The following is a 16,707-nucleotide window of genomic DNA, read 5'->3' as shown; positions in this document are numbered from 1 at the left end:
GGATGAGATTAGGGGACGTGCTTGTCGTCGGCCAGCGCTGACACGATGGTGTTGACGTTGTGCTGCATCATGTCGATATAAGTCGGTGCCGGGCCTGAAGGATCGGAAAGTGCGTCGGAATAGAGCACACCCGCGACGGATAAACCGGATTCGGAGGCAATTTGCTCCACCAGACGTGGGTTTGAGATATTCTCCGCGAAGACCGCAGCGGCATGATTTTTCTTTATCTCGCGCAGAATGCCGGCGACATCTGCGGCAGAGGCTTCAGACTCGGTCGATACTCCCTGAGGGGATAAAAAGTGAATGCCGTGCTCGTGTTCGAAATAGCGAAAGGCATTGTGACCGACCACGACGGTACGACGTGATTCCGGGATACGGGCTAGCGCGTTATTAATATTTACGCCAAGTTTGGTCAGTTTTTCCTCATAGGTTTTAGCATTCGCCTGATAAGTTTCGCAGCCGCTTTTATCCGCTGCGCAAAACGCGGCAGTAATGTTTTTCACGTAGATATGCGCATTGGGCAACGACTGCCAGGCGTGGGGATCGAAAGGCGCAGCGTGAAACACGGCTTTGCCATTGTAGAAATGGTAATGACCACCGGCGGGGTCGCGAATAATTTCCGCGCCGTTTGTCGTTTCAATGACCGGCGCTTTACTCTCACTGGCCTGAATGAGCCGATTGATAAAGCCCTCGAACTGTAATCCGTTGATTAAGATCACGTCAGCTTTGGCCATGGCAATCGCATCCGCTGGGGATGGCTCATAGACATGCGCATCGCTGTTGGGGCCGACGAGGGTACGCAGTTCAATACGATCCTGACCGATATTCTTCGCCATGTCGCCAAGGATGGAAAAGCTGGCGATGACGTTAAGCTTGGCGCTGGCCTGTAGCGACAGGGAAAGCAGAACGGCAACGCCAAGCGTCGTGATAATTCTCATGATGATTTACTCCGTGCGGGAAGGACGCGTGTTAACTAAGGAAGCGTGAGGACGGCGTCGGGCGTTTTTCATCATCGCTACGCCGGTTGAGATCAGATAGAAAATGCCGTTGGCGAGAATAATGGCTGGGCCTGATGGTAGCGAATAATGGTAGGAGAACAGCAGGCCGGAAATGCAGGCCACCATGCCAATCAACACCGAAACCAGACAAAGAGTGATGACGCGCCGAGTCCAGAAGCGAGCGGTGACGGCAGGGAGGATCATCAAACCTACCGACAGCAGCGTGCCCAGCGCCTGATAGCCTGCCACGAGGTTTATCACCACCAGCGTGAGGAACAGAAAATGGACCGGTGAGCCGAGTCGAGACACGGCGCGTAGGAACAGCGGATCCAGGCACTCGGCAATGAGTGCACGCCACAGCAGAGCCAACATCAGCAAAGAAACAGCAGAAACCGAGGCGATCAGAACCAGTGCTTCCACATTCAGCGCCAAAACGGAACCAAACAGAACATGCATCAAGTCAACGCTCGATCCATGTAGCGAGACGATAAGTACCCCGAGCGCCAGTGAAATAAGGTAAAACGCCGCCATTGAGGCATCTTCCTTTTGTACCGTCAGCCGCGATACCACTCCGGCACCTATTGCTACCACTAATCCGGCGACCATGCCGCCGAGTGTCATCGGAATGATTTCCAATCCGTAGAGCAGAAAACCAATGGCGGCACCGGGCAGCACGGCATGAGACATGGCATCGCCCACCAGACTCATACGACGCAGGGTCAGGAATACGCCCACCGGACACGCGCTGAGCGACAGTAGCAATGCGCCCACCAACGCTCGACGCATAAAGCCAAATTCAACAAACGGATTAACGAGCAGATCGTAAAGCCAGAGCATTATCGAGCCCCTGTCGCGTACCGTGCGGTATTGTGCTGACAGAAGACGGGCGAGTGCAGGCTATGCTTCATCACCCAGTCGGTTTCTCCCCAAGCGACTACCGTGCCGTTGACCATCAATGTCTCAGGAAAATGGCGAAGTACCAGTTCAGGATCGTGGATCACCACGATGACCGTACGTTGTTGGGCGTGCCAGCTTTTAATCAGCGCCAGCATCTCTTGTGTGGTTGCTGTATCAATGGCATTGAAGGGCTCGTCGAGCAAAATGATGCTGGCATTCTGGACGATCACCCGCGCAAACAAAGCACGCTGGAACTGCCCGCCGGACAGGGCGCTGAGTGGCTTATTATCAAAACCAGCCAGCCCGACGGCGGCAAGCGCTTGGGATATGCGCACTCGATCGTCACGGCGATGCCAGCGTAGCAATCCTCGATCCTGCCAGAGCCCCAGCGATACCAGATCGCGAACGCTGGCAGGAAAGCTACGATCCAGTTCCGATAGCTGTGGCAGATAAGCGATGCGTGCACCCGATGCGATACGGCAGAAGCCCGATAGGGGTTGTAGTATTCCGGCAATCCCTTTCAGGAGTGTTGATTTACCTGAACCGTTTGGTCCGACTACCGCCGTCAGGGAACCAGTGTGTAACGAACCGCTGACCGCGCTCAATACTGGATTTCCATCGTAGCCGAGGGCTAGTGCTTCGATCTGTACTGCAAAATCCGTCATCTCAGTAATGTTCCATTTCAGCATCAATAATTGAAGTGTTATAACATTACATTTATGAATGTAAATATCTACGACGCCTTTTACTGCAAAAGCTGAGTGCGGTATGAAAATTAACCCAATAAAAACCTACTAAGCGCGGAAAAATCCCTGCCGATGTTTTTGATTACATCGAAATGTTTTATAACAGTAAATGTCGACATGGTTTGCGTCACCAAATGCCACTGACTGAATATGAGCAACCGTATTATTAATGATTAGACGTTGCCTGAATTGGGATAGGGGAATGCGTACAATGAATTTTCGTATGCTGCACAAACTGCCTTCATTTGATCGGCAACATACCGCGATGCTGATTTACGCTGGTGAAATTCGGTTCGGTCCGCCTTATTTTTCGCTCTCCATCGACGGGAAAGCACTGGACGATCGTGTTTTCGGCAAGGACATGCTGTGGTCGCCGGATTCGCGTTATCTTGCGGTGCAAGAATGGCTCTCTACGGCGGAACGCGACGGCCCGCAAACGGCTTTACTCTGTGTTGATGTACTCGAAGAAAGGCAATGTCAGGTTTCTCAGGCTGCAGGGGGATTTATCGTCCCCATGCGCTTTGAGGACGATAAACTGATCTATGAAAAACAGTATCTTGGTGCAGAAATAAACGGTACTACGGAATACGAGATCCCATTTACCGCGCTTTCGCGCTGGAGTACGTTGCGGCTGCGTTAGCTTTCATAGCTAACCGCATGCGCTTCCGTCGGTGCGGGAAGCTCCCATTTCGTCAGCATACCTTGCAGCGTTTTATTGCTCAATGTGGTGTCCCGTTTCCCGTTGCGGCGTAGTAATTCCTGACGCGGACGTTCCAGATAGACAATCTCCACTTCTGCACCGTAGGCGTAGCACAGATCCAACGTGCGGGTGCGCATTTGCTGGCTCAGGTGTGTGGCGTTCCACACGAACGGTTCATGCGTTCGCAGCAGTGAGCGTGCTTTGTCGGTCGCCCAATGCACCGCTTTCCCTTCATTTTCGCCATGTTTCAGTCCCAGCTCTGTTCGCGCATCGTCGAAAGAAACTACGGGTAAATCGTGCCGATGCGTCCGCACCCAGGTGTCTTTTCCCGATGCGGGCAAACCGCACATCACGGTGACTTTCGATCCCGGCTCCTGAAACAACGGATAGTCTGGATGTACATCGGCTCCGCGAAAATAGCTCAAGCGCGTGTGAGCATCGACAAACGATCTCGGTTGGCCGTAACAGCCTTCTTCCCGCGCCAGATCGCGGAACAGCTCAATACTGTCGAGCACGCGCGCTTGATCCTGACAGATGCGCCCGCGCATATCGGCTTCCGCCAGCGTTGCCAGCAGCGGAATACTCAATTGCCAAGAGAGTTCGCGAATCGTAAAGATCGGCGACATCCGACGGCGTTCATCCTCAAGGCAGTAAAATGGCACCTGATGCACCGAAATTAAGCGACAAATCGCTTCCCGAATCGCAAACGGAACGCCTGCATCCCACAGCAGCACCCGGGCGTCGATAGCACCTTTGCGCGAGTGTCCCGGCTGACCAATCTGACCCGTTACCGGGTCAATCACTGTCGTGCGGTATTTTGCAACGTCATGCAGCAACGCGGCAAAAAACAAAATTTCCTGCTGCTCGCGCGTGGCTGTCTGGTAATCGTGAAGCTGCAAGAGCGACTCGACCACCATGATGGTGTGTGTCCAGACATCACCTTCACCGTGATAACGCGGTTCCTGCGGCGTCTCCTTGGCGCATTGAAGCACCGGAAACGCGTCCAGACAGTCAACAAAATCTGGCTGTGCGCCAGAGGCGGGGACCAATCCCCTGATGGTATTCCAATCCATGATAATCATACTCCTTACTTATCGGGCATCGCGGCGGCGAGCGCGTCCAAAGAACGCAACGTATTCAGCCCCAGCATTTCCCAAGATACGGTTGGACAAGGTGCGTACAGATCAGCGCCGTCAGCCAGTTGGTTCGGCAAAATCGGGCGTCGGGAATGATGCGAGCCGCTGTCCAAAATGGTCTGGATGAAGTCATGGCGTACCAGCTTGTAGCGCGCCAGTACCTGTTCATCATCTTCAACCTTCAAATAAAGGCCTTCCGAACGGTCCGATTTATCGGTTTGCTGCCAGCACAGTGAGAGCGGTAAGCCTTCACGCTGTACGGTGGATTCAAACGCAGTCTTCCAGTTCGGACTTTTTGCCAGCGAACGGAACACCAACTTCCACAGCAACGCCGGATTCGTTGGCATCTCCCCGGTATAGAGCACCGGAACGGACAACACAGGTGAACCGGCCAGCATCGCGTGTCGGCGCGCTGTCGATAAAAAAATGCCGTCACGACGATCGTAAATATCAAATTCGTGAAAATAGTGCGGCAACTGGTCGTAAAACACGGAATGCTTGCTGTAAGCCCATTCGCCGTACATCACGAAACGGTCTTCCAGCAGCTCAAGAAAACGCATTTCGTGCGCGGTGGCCCAGAGCTTGAACTGGTTGAACTGCCGTTCCCGTGAGCCGCCAGCCAGATAGTGGCCGCGCGACTGGAGCAGGAGTTCCGCCGTTTCATTGAAGGACACGCCGCTGTTCGCGCCGTCGATCTTTTCTTCGATCACGACGTAACGGCCTGCCAGCGCTTTCAGTGCAATTTGGTCCGACGCATCATCGCCGGGTTGTAAACGCGAACCTTCCAGATGCGGGGTCCGTGGATACTTTAATAACGGTATTGAATGTAAATACATGTTTTTCGCCTGCTGCGTTATTGGCGCAGCCAGGCCCATCTACGGTAAAAAAGAGGGCCGACGAACGTATTCTGGCGCGAGTCAATAGACTGTCCACTGGCATTCCAGAGGTCAGAGTCGCGGGGGAGGAAGCGGGAGGTTCGTTTTCTGCTCCGCACAATAGCGGGGGAAAACAGGGAACTCGTACCGCAGCCAACGCTGGCGCAGACTGCGCCGAATCGAGGCTGCTTAATGCAGTCGTCGGCGGTTAGTGGGGGGCTGACGTACGGGGCACTTTAGGGCTCCAAATGACACACTGGGGTAAGTAAACGGCGCGATTCTAGCGAAGGAATTCTCCGACAACAAGTTTTTGTATAAAAAATGCTATTCTTTCCTGTAGTTGTAGAGGTAGCTGTCACATGTAAACGTGGTAAAAGGCCAGAGGCTATCGACGTCAGCGTGATAAGAATAGCGAGTGGTGGGATAGGGGAATGCATACAATGAATAGCAGGGGAATATAATGAAAATCAGTGTGATAAAGAAAGGGATTGCGGGTCTGTTACTGGTGCTGCCGCTGTACGGTGTCGCAGAGACAAAAGATCCGGATTTGTTCGTCGGCTATACCACGCAGGATCTTACCGATGCATTACCTGCGGAGCTATTGAATATGATTCAGCGGGACAAAGTGGTTGATGCGGCAAACCACATGGTGCAGACCGAGTATGTTGACCCTACGACAGGCAATAAGGCGTTGGTTTCATTGTTTATGCTGCCGCCTGATAGAGATGGCAATGTCCCGATTGCCTCCAAACCCAGCGATCTGGATGCAGTGATTGCCAGTACCGAAAAAGAGATGCTGCGCCAGCGCATTAAGCCCGACCAGCGTGCGGGAAACATTGACGGTGCGACGCCTTTTCGCTGCTTACAAACGATTCTGAATAACAAGGTTCTGCATTCGCTGTGTTCGACGCTGATTAAAGGGCGCGTGCTGGAAGTGCAGGCGATCAACACGGTCGATAATATTCAGGATGACGCCGGGCTGAATAAGGTCATCGGGCAACAAAATGAATTTGTTATCGGGATGGGAAAAACGCTGCTGGCGCTTAAAAAGTAATCCGTACTGACGCCGCAGGCAAACGTCAGCGGTGACAGGCCGCCACGGTTTCTCATCAACATTCCTGAGCGAAGGCGAGCACCTTCGCTTTTTTTGCACCAAAAATCCCCCGGTTCTCCCTTGCCAGATTCTCAGCGTTCGTGCATAACTGCCGATGCCAAAGGGTCGATGCCTGAAATCAGGTATGACGAAACGACATTCATTACGAAATATATTCATCACGAAACGACACCGGATAAACGCTATGCTTTTGTTACTCGTTTTGGCTGTGATTGTAGTCGCCGTTTACGGCTGGTTAAAGCAGCCGCAGTATGTATCACCAGAGGTCAAGCCCCAGCCGGAAAACCCACTCTTTCGCGATGGCGCGTTTCATAATCCAGTGGCTCGCCCGACGGTCGATAGCCAGAACCGATTCGCGCTGCTGTACCGCTTTCTTTTCGAGAAAGACGCTGGCGCGTTGCCAGATATCCGTCTGCCGTCGGACAAAACCGATCTGCACCAGTTGAGTAAAACGGATAACGTCATCATCTGGATGGGCCATTCCAGCTATTTCATTCAACTGGAAGGGAAAACGTTCCTGCTGGATCCGGTCTTTAGCGATAACGCTTCGCCAGTGCCACGCACCAACGTCGCCTTCAAGGGCAGCAATGTGTATTCACCGGATGATGTGCCCACCATCGACTATCTGCTGATCACCCACGATCACTGGGATCATCTGGATTATCCCACGCTGAATGCGTTACGCGGGAAAATCCGCCGCATTGTCACGCCAACGGGCGTAGGTTCCTATTTTGTAAAATGGGGGTTCCCGCAGAAAGACATTACGGAAGGCGGCTGGTTCAGTTGTCTTAAAGAGAACGGGGTCGACATCCATGTGCTTCCGACACAGCATTTTTCTGGCCGGCTCCTTAAGCATAATCAAACGCTGTGGGGCTCGTTTGCGCTGATCACGGAACAACATCGCCTGTATCTCGGCGGGGACAGCGGCTATGGCGCGCATTACAAAGCGATCGCCGAGCGTCTGGGCGGATTCGATATCGCGATACTGGAGTGCGGGCAGTACGATCGGGACTGGCCACACGTTCATATGACGCCGGAAGAGAGCGCGCAGGCAGCCAGTGATTTGCAGGCTAAAGCGGTACTACCGAGCCATAACAGCAAATTTAAGCTGGCGCACCACCGCTGGAACGATCCGCTGGAGCGCATTTCTCAGGCGAGTGAAAATCAAGACTGGCGACTGATGACGCCTCGCATTGGTGAACGCGTTCAGGTCGATAACCCGCAGCAGACGTTTAGTCAGTGGTGGTAATGGGGCGGAACGAGAGTTAAGCATGTTTATCAACATGTTTGCCGCGTGGTTGAATGGATGAGATGTTCGGCATTATACCGCCGTGTCGATCCTGCCCGGTATTCGTCTTGCTGCGTGAACGGCCAGCAGGTGTGAGTACCAGGCAGCGGACGTAATGTGGGGTTTCACCATTTGGCGGTATTAATGGCATAGCTTGTGCCGTTTTTGGTAGGCCATCAAGGCAACATCAGCCAACCCGCTATCATCGCGAAAAAAAGTGCGGGTATCGAAAATAGATGAAATTGCCACCAAATACGGCGATCGTTTGCCATACGTAACGCAATAAGGTTAGCCATTGAACCTTGAAGTAATCCAAAACCACCGATATTCACAGCCCATGTCAGTAGAACCGATGAAGGGACGGCATGAAGCAGAAAGATGGTCGCAGGTACGTTACTGATGACTTGCGAAAGGCCTATCGCCAGCAGGAAATGCGCTCCATCACTCCAATGCGGTATTAACGCAATAAGGTTGCTAAGGATCGGTAATTTCGTCAGGAGGAATACATCAATAAACATCAAAACAAACACGGCCAGCAATCCCCAGTCAAGCTGTAGCAGTACGCGTCGCGCGCACAACAGATAAAACAGCGGGACAAGAATCAGTATCGGTAGGGTTCTGTCCAACTCAAGTGCCACGATAAACAGCACGTACAACACCAGCGTACCTAAAAGCAGTCCATGACGATAATCTCCCCCGAGAGAGCTATCCGGTATCGCGATCTCCTTATTACTGAAACTGCACGCGGTTAAGACCAGTAATGCAATAAACAGCAGGGCGCTCAGGGGGAGCATGGTCATCACAAACTCCATAAAACTTAATCCGCTCTTGCTCCAGAGAAGAATGTTTTGTGGGTTGCCAATAGGCGTGAGTAAAGATCCCGCATTAACGGCGAGGGCTTCAAAAATAATTAATCGTCCAACGGGAAACTCAGAGGATTTAGACAATGAAAGCGTGAGTGGCACCGTAATGAACAGTGCAACATCATTCGTGAGGAACGTTGATAATAACGCTGCTAACGTCACGATAAATAATGCCAGCGTTTTCTGTTTCCTGAACTTATTCACCAGTTTCAAACCCATCTTGTCAAAATATCCGCTGAGTTCAATGCCTTTGGTGAGCATAAGTAACGTTGTCAGCGTCAGGATGGTTTTCCAGTCAACGGCAGCCGTCAATTCGTTCGTTTGAAATACTGCAAAAAAACTGAGTACGATCCCCAGCACAACGAGAGCGTGAAGAAATTTGTCACGCATAAATGGAGTTAGCAATTCGCGCATTATGTCTCTCAGGAATAAATATTAAGATGGAAGCCGATGTGGCTGTTGTTAATTTTTTATCATCAACGGGTGACGGATGAATCTATTGACCGATTTGTCTGCCACCAGATGAGCAACGCCAGTAGAGCCACGGCACCCAACGCGGAGAAAGCCGTGCTGTATGAATACATGCCGACCATAATACCGGTAAGTGCCGGGCTGGCTGTCGCACCAACACCCTGCATGAACATAACAATACTCTGTCCTGCGTTGATATGGCCGCTCCCTTGTAGTTCTTTCACGATATAGCCAGGAACCGCGACGCCAAGAATACCCGCAGAGACACCATCCAAGATTTGAACCGGAATGACGGAATAGGGTGATGAGAAGGTGGCCGCCAACGCGGCACGGATGGGAAGTATCAGTAATGCGATCATAATAAGTTGGCGGTAGCTTAATCTTTCTGCGCGACCGGCCGTCCAAAGCGCAACGGGGATCATGACAGCCTGAGAGATGATGACTGTCGCCGCTGCATAGAGACCAGGATTCACTGAGCTGGGTTCTGAAGCGACACGTATGCTAAGCATGGGTAGCAACGCCGCATTCCCAAGATGAAAAAGAAGTAAAGTGACGCCGATTGTCATAAGAGACGAATGATTTATCAATAGGGATGACCATGAAATCGGTTTTCTTGTGACATTGGAATCAATACCACGGGCCGCTTTATGGTTTATGTCATTTTCACGGATACCCATTATCGCTAACGCTGACAGGAAAGCCATTGCTGTCATAAGAATGAATATTGAACCTATCCCCCAGTACCAGACAGAAATTCCCGCGATCGTTGCGGCAGCCATGTTCCCTGCGTGATTAAAGGCTTCATTTTTCCCCATTTGTTGTTTAAAACCGTTTTGCCCGGTCAGGCCCAACGTTAACCCGGTGAGAATCGGCCCAATAAATGCTGCTGCAATACCGTTGATTATCTGAGAGATCCCTGTAACCCAGGGACTTTGATTGAACCATAAAAGTAAGGTCGCGGACGTAATCATCACGCATCCGAACAATAGCATTTGCCGTTTGTGGTGAGAGAAATCCGTGATCAACCCAGCAGGAATGGTAGCAAGTAACCCGGCAACGCCCCCTAATGTCATGATAAAGCCTATTTCCCCCGGTGCCCAATGCTGCTGTGTAAGGAATATGCCGAGAAAAGGCCCGAGCCCGTCACGCACGTCGGCCATAAAAAAACTTAGCAGGCAAAGCGCTTGCAGTGAACGTAGTGGCATTCTATTCCTTTCTGTCTGGAGATTTTATGTCGTGGCTAAGACAAATTCAGGTTCAAGCCGGTGGCGGTTATCTCAATGTTAGGAGGCTGATAGCACAGCTCGCTCTCTTACTGGAATGTTCATCCATCAGAATCAGAACCAAGGGATGGGATGATGTAATGTTCTCAACGATATAATTTTTAACAAGCGGGTCAACAATCTGATTGTAATGATTCTTAACTAACAGAAAGCTGTTGATCTACCGATCTCTACTTTTCCGTCAAGAAGAGGCCATGCGGTATTAAGAAGGCACGCTATACTCTGGATCATTCAAGTTTCAGGCAGGCAGCGACCTCAACGGGGCGAAGCCCACGCAAGTTGGCTGAGTAGTGCAGACAACGCACAAGCAATGTGAAGTATGACGAGAATATATCGAAGTACAGACTGTTTTTTACCCTGAAACAGGTACGCGGGTGGTGGTGTCTGCGGCGACTCGAATTTTAGTTTATCTCAACAAGCCATTACGTTTTATGAAAATCAATGGCAAAGCCTTGTTTCTGCCAGTGAGTGAGTTGTTCATTTTGGCTGTGAGACAAGGTTGCTTTCCCTGTCCATACAAAGATGTGTTGACCGGGAAAGAGTTCTGGGCGTGGGGAACCGAGCGGTTCTGCCAGAACTTCAATATTCCAGTTCTGCTGTGAAAGTCGCCACGCTTCTAACCATAGCCGTGTGCGGTCATCGTTATCCCATGCGATCAGTAACGCGTCTTCCCCTTTTTTCTTACGCGTCTCTGCAAGGCGCAGGACAGCGTATTCAATAAGAACGCCATCCAGCATGCTACACATAATTCGTGACGTATTTTGATCAAGCCCAAGGCGTTGACGGACGGGGACAAAAAGGTGGTCGATGATAGAGTCGGCTGAGTGCTCGCGGTTTATTGCCATGATCATGGTTCGCAGTTTGGCAGGGCGCACATGGCGTAACACGGTCATCATCTCTTCCTGAAGTGATGACCAGTCATCATCTATCGCCATGCTTCTTTCCTCCAGTAGCGCTTTAACCTTACCCACTGGAACCCCACTTTCGACCCAACGCTTAATTTCTTCGATTCGCTGAATATCAGTTTCATCAAACTGGCGATGTCCTCCTTCGCTGCGCTGTGGTTTCAGCAACCCATAGCGCCGTTGCCAAGCACGCAGTGTTACAGGATTAATTCCACATCGTTCAGCTACATCACCAATACTATAAAAGGTCATTGACACCCTCATGCTAAAAGTCGCACGCTTGCTACTAAAGTTAACTAATCAGAATAAGTTGTACAAACTTTTTTTTATTGTACAAGTAAGGGGGTTGTGTTTAGCCCGCTAATGTTTTGATTTTAAAAATCTGATTTTTTTTCTGGCCAGGCAACTGCGGGAATTGTGCCAATCTCCGGCTTGGCGAACAAATATCCCTGAAACAGAGAAACGCCCGCAGACTCGAGCCACATCCACTCTTCAGGTTTCTCAATGCCTACGGCGGAAACCGAGATTTCAAGTGAGGTACAACATTTGATAATGGCTTGAACAATGGCCTGACGAGAGCCGCTTTTGTGTACATCTTTGATCAGGTCCCGATTGATTTTTATCCTGTCAGGTTGAAACTGAGCGAGCAATAATAACCCGGCAAAACCGGCACCGAAGTGATCAATGGCGACGCGAATGCCCGCGGCTTTCAAAAGCCTGACCGCGTCCGTAAATTCGTCAAAGCGTGAGATAACCTCAGTTTCGGTAAATTCAATAATAATCTGCTCTGGTACAAGCCCGTTTATCTGAATTTCTTGCAAGAGAAAGTTAACCGCTTGAGGAATCTTAACCAACGTCATCGGCCTAAGATTAATCGACAGGCTCTGTTCTCCGAGCTGTAGTGCAGCAGCCATAGCAAAGGCGACTTTTTTACTTTTGAGATCCGTTTCGTAGGCCTCATCATCTGTCAGCCCCTCGAAATAAGTGTGGGGCAGTTCACCTGATGGGGGACGGATTAATGCCTCCAGCGACACAATTTGCCGGGAAAGTGGGTCGATGATCGGCTGAAAAGCGAAGCTACAATCCGATGCTTTATCCGTGGCAATGGTTTTGGATTGAGTGGAATTCTCGTCAAGAATGAAATCCCATGAGCCAGCCGGGGGGATTTCAAAATAGTTCTCTTTTTCTCTGTCCTCAACGAATGTTCTGAAGAATTGAAGTGCACGGTCATCATAGATCAACTGATATTTAGACGTGCTTTTATCCAGTACATTCTGGAGCACTTCATTCCTGTCATATTTTCTTAAATCAAAGAGCTCCATCCCTGCCTTACCAAACCGTCGCGATGGCGCGTGGTCACATAAAAGCTCTACCACGTTATGGTGACGAGAGTCTTCGCAGATATGACGGTAGATAGGAATAATATTTTCCTCTGGCCCTTCAAGCAGTTGAAAGAAGTGGGTGCCATTGAAAAGCAAAATTCCTGTTACGTTAGCCCGGCTATTTTTTTCATTTGCAGCAGCTACCATGTCTTCCAGTGTATTAATCGGAATGTTGTCGCAAATATGGCTACGGTAAATGATGGTTGTGAGCATGGTAGTCCTGAAGCAAAAAAGGATGAACCACTACACTAGCAGATGCTTATCTGCACGTCTTGTAAGGAATGTCATTTGCGCTAACGTTAGCCGGGGAATATAACACCTTGACATAGCAATACTTTTTCTGATGCATATACGTTTTATCTCTGCCTATTTTATACCCCTGAATATTGTACAACTTAAACGCCTCATTGATTTTGCCCTAATTTATATAACCCATTGAAATAATTTGTTTTTATTTTATACAGCTATGTTTTTGAAAAAATATGTACAGATTTTATGTACGGATGTGATTTTTTTGTATAACTTTAGTGGCGATTTCATTGATTACTAAAAATTAGAGGAGTGACATATGCATCAGAATGGCTACATTCCAGATACTGCTAATGCCATTACCCGGTATTTCAATAAGGCAACCCTGCCTAGCCAGCAGGAAACGTTAGGGCAAATTGTCGTGGAAATTTTAAGCGAGGGGAAAAACCTGAGCCGAAAAGCACTTTGCAACAAATTGCTTCGCCGAGTTGAACTGGCGTGCGATGAAGAAGAGGAAAGACATTATTACACGTTGATTGGCTTGCTTTTTGACCGTTAAAAGTGCCTGATTAATCGTAATAAACGTTACAAAAGTCAATTTTGGTTGGAATAAAGGTTTCTCAGAGGACTAATAATCTTTTGACTGATACCTCCATCAGAGTATCTGACTAATGCCGCGTTCCACTCCGGTCATTGCGGCGACCAGAGACGCAGTTATGAAAAGTAGTGAAATTAATCAACTGACAGATGAATTAATCGGAGAGGCGGTATTGTCCCTCCTCAAGGAACATTGTCCCATTAGCCTTCAGTCGCTTATCGCGAAGCTGGAAGCAATGAAGATTCATGAGCCCAATGTGCAGCGGCGAGAAACGATGGCACAAATTATCGCTCAAATGAATCACAATAATGGTAAATCAATGGATACCAACCCAACGCATGAAGAAAGCGAATGGAATAGGGATGAAATGGATAATGTCTATCCGTTGTTTGGTGACCGCCAACAGGGTAGTACCGATAAAAAACACTGACAGTACCTAATGACAAATAAATCAATAACGGTGTGAATCATGAGTCAGACTACACTTAAACAGTCAGAAAATTATACAGATATCCCTGATACGATATTGTCTGAATACTTTCGTAATGCTGGCGATATGCTGGCAGATGAATCTGCAATGCTCGGCGCAGTTATCCGTAGCATGCTTGCCAGCGGTGAACCTCTGACCAATAAAACCATTATCTTGCGACTGATGGAACTGCTTGAGTCCACGGATGATGTGGTTAAGGGCGATGTTATTCGTAAAACACTAGAAATTATTGTGGACCATACAACGGATGATATCTGAGCTGTTGATGCAACCCGCCAGTTAATGTAATCGATTTATCTTTCTTCTCTATTGAACATTCGTAGCAGTGAATTTCCTATGTGAATTGATGGATATAAAAAATCCACGCAACTGCGTGGATTTTAGAGGATTTTCTAGTCTTCATGCGATTCACTGAAATCGCATGAGACAACAGAAGCGATTAGACGTTGAACAGGAAGTTCATCACATCGCCATCTTTAACGATGTATTCTTTGCCTTCTGAACGCATTTTTCCGGCTTCTTTCGCACCTTGTTCACCTTTGTAGGTGATGAAGTCTTCATAGGCGATAGTCTGGGCGCGGATGAAGCCTTTTTCAAAGTCGGTGTGAATCTTACCGGCTGCCTGCGGAGCGGTAGCGCCGACAGGGATAGTCCAGGCACGAACTTCTTTCACGCCAGCGGTGAAGTAAGTTTGCAGGTCCAGCAGTTCATAGCCCGCACGGATAACGCGGTTCAGGCCTGGCTCTTCTAACCCTAACTCAGCCATGAATTCTTCACGGTCAGCATCGTCCAGCTCGGCAATATCTGATTCAACGGCGGCGCAGACGGCCACAACGACAGAGCCTTCAGCGGCGGCGATTTCACGCACTTTATCGAGGTATGGATTGTTTTCGAAACCGTCTTCGTTGACGTTAGCGATGTACATCGTTGGTTTCAGCGTCAGGAAGCTCAGGTAGCGGATGGCGGCTTTATCTTCATCGCTTAAATCCAGCGAGCGCAGCATGCCAGCGTTTTCCAACTGCGGTAAACATTTCTCCAGCGCGGCCAGCTCGGCTTTAGCATCTTTATCGCCGCCTTTGGCTCTCTTCTGCACGCGATGAATAGCGCGTTCACAGGTGTCGAGGTCAGACAGTGCTAATTCAGTATTGATGACTTCGATATCATCAGCTGGATCAACCTTGTTGTTTACGTGGATGATGTTGTCGTTTTCGAAGCAGCGTACAACGTGGCCGATGGCTTCCGTTTCACGAATGTTGGTCAGGAATTGGTTACCCAAACCTTCACCTTTGGACGCGCCTTTTACCAGACCGGCGATATCAACAAATTCCATGGTGGTTGGAAGGATACGCTGTGGCTTAACGATTTCAGCCAGTTTGTCCAGACGTGGATCGGGCATCGGTACTACGCCAGTGTTCGGCTCGATGGTACAAAACGGGAAGTTGGCCGCTTCGATGCCAGCTTTGGTCAGCGCATTGAACAGAGTGGATTTACCGACGTTAGGCAGCCCAACGATACCGCATTTGAATCCCATGTTTATATCACCTTAAATAACTTATTAATCAGGCAATTACTATCTCTTGCCTGTCAGAATGGAAATATTTCGGCCGATTATACACGGAATGGCGATTTATCTCGATCTGCCATCCGCATTCTGATCAGATTATGCCGCTTTGAAGGCATGCAAGCGGTTCATCGCTTTGATCATGTCTTCTTTCATCAGGATTTCTGTGCAGCGTACGGCTTCGTCAATGGCATCGTCGATCAGCGTCTGCTCGCTCGTCGGCGGTTTGCCCAGCACAAAGCCGGTCACTTTGCTTTTATCGCCCGGATGGCCGATACCGATACGTAAACGATGGAAGTTCGGGTTGTTACCTAACTTACTGATGATGTCTTTCAGACCGTTATGGCCGCCATGTCCGCCGCCCAGCTTAAGTTTGGCAATTCCCGGTAATAAATCCAGCTCATCGTGTGCAACCAGAATTTCATCAGGCTGAATGCGGTAGAAGGTGGCCATTGCCGCGACGGCTTTGCCGCTCAGGTTCATGAACGTGGTGGGAACCAGCAGACGTACATCTTGCCCAGCCAGATTCAGGCGGGAGGTGTAACCAAAAAATTTGCTTTCTTCTTTCAGCGGCTGACGGTAAGCGTCCGCCAGACGATCGACAAACCAGGCGCCCGCATTATGGCGGGTGGCGGCGTATTCAGCGCCGGGATTCGCCAGGCCGACAATTAATTTAATGCTGCTCACGGTATATTCCAGATTACGTGCTTAAACTGACGCAGGGTAGTGTGATAACGAAAGCGCTAGTTTACACACCGCATGAGGTATAGCCAAATATACCCGTCATACTTCAAGCTGCACGTGCGTTGGCTTTCCTCGCTCACCCCAGTCACTTACCGCTGTAAGCTCCAGGGGATTAATGGACCTCATAAATGAGGTCCACCCTTCGGGCCAGCGTTAGCGCTGTTCAAATCGGTCTCTAACCGATTTGTCACTGCGTTGCCGCCTTCTTGCAACTCGAATTATTTAGGGTATGTCGGTGTTGGAATGTAAAAATACTGTTATTTGTTTAGTAGCGTGATTATTCGGATTTTTGTCTATTTGTTTGTTTAAACGTAAAAAAATATTAATCATTCCCCTTATCTGTGATCGCTCCCGCAATCATCTACGTACATTGTTGTCTATAATTACATCAATAATAAGACAGTAAA

At 49.5% G+C, this 16,707-nt stretch carries 17 protein-coding genes; 6 read left to right on the top strand and 11 right to left on the bottom strand.

The window, feature by feature from the left end; genetic code table 11:
- Positions 1–8: 8 nt before the first annotated feature.
- Genes aztC through aztA form a run of 3 tightly spaced genes read right to left on the bottom strand, consistent with a single transcriptional unit; the run spans position 9 to position 2,560 of the window.
- Positions 9–938 carry a zinc ABC transporter substrate-binding protein AztC gene (gene aztC / locus H4F65_RS03170; protein ID WP_010274839.1) on the bottom strand — a complete coding sequence of 310 codons (930 nt, stop codon included), beginning with the start codon at positions 936–938 and terminating at the stop codon, positions 9–11.
- Positions 939–944: 6 nt separating this feature from the next.
- The gene (gene aztB, locus H4F65_RS03165; protein ID WP_010274842.1) at positions 945–1,835 is read right to left on the bottom strand and encodes a zinc ABC transporter permease AztB; all 891 of its coding nucleotides are present in this window, start codon (positions 1,833–1,835) and stop codon (positions 945–947) included.
- On the bottom strand, positions 1,835–2,560 hold the full coding sequence (gene aztA, locus H4F65_RS03160; protein WP_010274845.1) for a zinc ABC transporter ATP-binding protein AztA: 726 nt from the start codon (positions 2,558–2,560) through the stop codon (positions 1,835–1,837). Before aztA ends, aztB begins: the two co-directional genes overlap by 1 nt.
- Before the next feature lie 304 nt (positions 2,561–2,864).
- On the opposite strand from aztA, the gene H4F65_RS03155 reads away from it, so the two are divergent.
- Positions 2,865–3,281 (top strand): hypothetical protein, encoded by a 417-nt coding sequence (locus tag H4F65_RS03155; RefSeq protein ID WP_039319682.1) that lies wholly within the window; start codon positions 2,865–2,867, stop codon positions 3,279–3,281.
- On the opposite strand, the gene H4F65_RS03150 is transcribed toward H4F65_RS03155, so the two are convergent.
- Complete coding sequence (locus tag H4F65_RS03150) at positions 3,278–4,423, bottom strand: AAA family ATPase (protein ID WP_010274852.1); 1,146 nt, start codon at positions 4,421–4,423, stop codon at positions 3,278–3,280. The genes H4F65_RS03155 and H4F65_RS03150 overlap by 4 nt on opposite strands.
- Before the next feature lie 5 nt (positions 4,424–4,428).
- On the bottom strand, positions 4,429–5,313 hold the full coding sequence (locus H4F65_RS03145; RefSeq protein WP_010274855.1) for an RNA ligase family protein: 885 nt from the start codon (positions 5,311–5,313) through the stop codon (positions 4,429–4,431).
- 499 nt (positions 5,314–5,812) lie between these two features.
- On the opposite strand from H4F65_RS03145, the gene H4F65_RS03140 reads away from it, so the two are divergent.
- Both H4F65_RS03140 and H4F65_RS03135 read left to right on the top strand, forming a co-directional pair.
- A complete protein-coding gene (locus H4F65_RS03140; RefSeq protein WP_010274858.1) occupies positions 5,813–6,406 on the top strand; it encodes a hypothetical protein in 594 nt (197 codons plus the stop codon).
- 244 nt (positions 6,407–6,650) lie between these two features.
- Positions 6,651–7,715: an MBL fold metallo-hydrolase gene (locus tag H4F65_RS03135; RefSeq protein ID WP_010274861.1), complete on the top strand. Its 1,065-nt coding sequence runs from the start codon at positions 6,651–6,653 to the stop codon at positions 7,713–7,715.
- A gap of 215 nt (positions 7,716–7,930) precedes the next feature.
- Here H4F65_RS03135 and H4F65_RS03130 read toward each other — a convergent pair whose 3' ends face one another.
- The 4 genes from H4F65_RS03130 to H4F65_RS03115 form a co-directional block, all read right to left on the bottom strand.
- Positions 7,931–9,031, bottom strand: coding sequence for an SLC13 family permease (locus H4F65_RS03130; protein WP_010274864.1), 1,101 nt, complete (start codon positions 9,029–9,031; stop codon positions 7,931–7,933).
- A 62-nt stretch (positions 9,032–9,093) separates the two neighbouring features.
- Entirely contained in the window at positions 9,094–10,293 is a 1,200-nt protein-coding gene (locus H4F65_RS03125; protein ID WP_010274869.1) for an MFS transporter, read from the bottom strand.
- A 500-nt stretch (positions 10,294–10,793) separates the two neighbouring features.
- Positions 10,794–11,528, bottom strand: a complete 735-nt coding sequence (locus tag H4F65_RS03120) for a MerR family transcriptional regulator (RefSeq protein ID WP_010274872.1) — start codon at positions 11,526–11,528, stop codon at positions 10,794–10,796.
- Positions 11,529–11,650: 122 nt separating this feature from the next.
- On the bottom strand, positions 11,651–12,871 hold the full coding sequence (locus H4F65_RS03115; RefSeq protein ID WP_010274875.1) for a diguanylate phosphodiesterase: 1,221 nt from the start codon (positions 12,869–12,871) through the stop codon (positions 11,651–11,653).
- Between the two features lie 355 nt (positions 12,872–13,226).
- On the opposite strand from H4F65_RS03115, the gene ycgZ reads away from it, so the two are divergent.
- The 3 genes from ycgZ to H4F65_RS03100 all read left to right on the top strand — a co-directional run bounded on the left by ycgZ (position 13,227) and on the right by H4F65_RS03100 (position 14,253).
- Positions 13,227–13,466 carry a regulatory protein YcgZ gene (ycgZ, locus tag H4F65_RS03110; RefSeq protein ID WP_010274878.1) on the top strand — a complete coding sequence of 80 codons (240 nt, stop codon included), beginning with the start codon at positions 13,227–13,229 and terminating at the stop codon, positions 13,464–13,466.
- A 157-nt stretch (positions 13,467–13,623) separates the two neighbouring features.
- Complete coding sequence (locus H4F65_RS03105; protein WP_039319533.1) at positions 13,624–13,935, top strand: hypothetical protein; 312 nt, start codon at positions 13,624–13,626, stop codon at positions 13,933–13,935.
- Between the two features lie 39 nt (positions 13,936–13,974).
- Complete coding sequence (locus H4F65_RS03100; protein WP_010274885.1) at positions 13,975–14,253, top strand: biofilm development regulator YmgB/AriR family protein; 279 nt, start codon at positions 13,975–13,977, stop codon at positions 14,251–14,253.
- Positions 14,254–14,434: 181 nt separating this feature from the next.
- On the opposite strand, the gene ychF is transcribed toward H4F65_RS03100, so the two are convergent.
- On the bottom strand, positions 14,435–15,526 hold the full coding sequence (gene ychF, locus H4F65_RS03095) for a redox-regulated ATPase YchF (RefSeq protein WP_039314921.1): 1,092 nt from the start codon (positions 15,524–15,526) through the stop codon (positions 14,435–14,437).
- 129 nt (positions 15,527–15,655) lie between these two features.
- Positions 15,656–16,243, bottom strand: a complete 588-nt coding sequence (gene pth, locus H4F65_RS03090; RefSeq protein WP_010274897.1) for an aminoacyl-tRNA hydrolase — start codon at positions 16,241–16,243, stop codon at positions 15,656–15,658.
- Positions 16,244–16,707 lie beyond the last annotated feature (464 nt).

Source organism: Pectobacterium brasiliense, assembly GCF_016950255.1.
GTDB lineage: Bacteria > Pseudomonadota > Gammaproteobacteria > Enterobacterales > Enterobacteriaceae > Pectobacterium > Pectobacterium brasiliense.
Note: the sequence above shows the minus strand (reverse complement) of the source record. Positions and strands in the feature narration are given on the sequence as shown.

What these genes read in the sequence shown, in the direction of transcription:
- H4F65_RS03120 (WP_010274872.1), bottom strand. Translation starts at nt 11,528, where the DNA reads ATGACCTTTTATAGTATTGGTGATGTAGCTGAACGATGTGGAATTAAT.
- aztC (WP_010274839.1), bottom strand. Translation starts at nt 938, where the DNA reads ATGAGAATTATCACGACGCTTGGCGTTGCCGTTCTGCTTTCCCTGTCG.
- H4F65_RS03130 (WP_010274864.1), bottom strand. Translation starts at nt 9,031, where the DNA reads ATGCGCGAATTGCTAACTCCATTTATGCGTGACAAATTTCTTCACGCT.
- H4F65_RS03155 (WP_039319682.1), top strand. Translation starts at nt 2,865, where the DNA reads ATGCTGCACAAACTGCCTTCATTTGATCGGCAACATACCGCGATGCTG.
- H4F65_RS03115 (WP_010274875.1), bottom strand. Translation starts at nt 12,871, where the DNA reads ATGCTCACAACCATCATTTACCGTAGCCATATTTGCGACAACATTCCG.
- H4F65_RS03135 (WP_010274861.1), top strand. Translation starts at nt 6,651, where the DNA reads ATGCTTTTGTTACTCGTTTTGGCTGTGATTGTAGTCGCCGTTTACGGC.
- ychF (WP_039314921.1), bottom strand. Translation starts at nt 15,526, where the DNA reads ATGGGATTCAAATGCGGTATCGTTGGGCTGCCTAACGTCGGTAAATCC.
- H4F65_RS03105 (WP_039319533.1), top strand. Translation starts at nt 13,624, where the DNA reads ATGAAAAGTAGTGAAATTAATCAACTGACAGATGAATTAATCGGAGAG.
- ycgZ (WP_010274878.1), top strand. Translation starts at nt 13,227, where the DNA reads ATGCATCAGAATGGCTACATTCCAGATACTGCTAATGCCATTACCCGG.
- H4F65_RS03125 (WP_010274869.1), bottom strand. Translation starts at nt 10,293, where the DNA reads ATGCCACTACGTTCACTGCAAGCGCTTTGCCTGCTAAGTTTTTTTATG.
- H4F65_RS03150 (WP_010274852.1), bottom strand. Translation starts at nt 4,423, where the DNA reads ATGATTATCATGGATTGGAATACCATCAGGGGATTGGTCCCCGCCTCT.
- H4F65_RS03100 (WP_010274885.1), top strand. Translation starts at nt 13,975, where the DNA reads ATGAGTCAGACTACACTTAAACAGTCAGAAAATTATACAGATATCCCT.
- aztA (WP_010274845.1), bottom strand. Translation starts at nt 2,560, where the DNA reads ATGACGGATTTTGCAGTACAGATCGAAGCACTAGCCCTCGGCTACGAT.
- H4F65_RS03140 (WP_010274858.1), top strand. Translation starts at nt 5,813, where the DNA reads ATGAAAATCAGTGTGATAAAGAAAGGGATTGCGGGTCTGTTACTGGTG.
- H4F65_RS03145 (WP_010274855.1), bottom strand. Translation starts at nt 5,313, where the DNA reads ATGTATTTACATTCAATACCGTTATTAAAGTATCCACGGACCCCGCAT.
- aztB (WP_010274842.1), bottom strand. Translation starts at nt 1,835, where the DNA reads ATGCTCTGGCTTTACGATCTGCTCGTTAATCCGTTTGTTGAATTTGGC.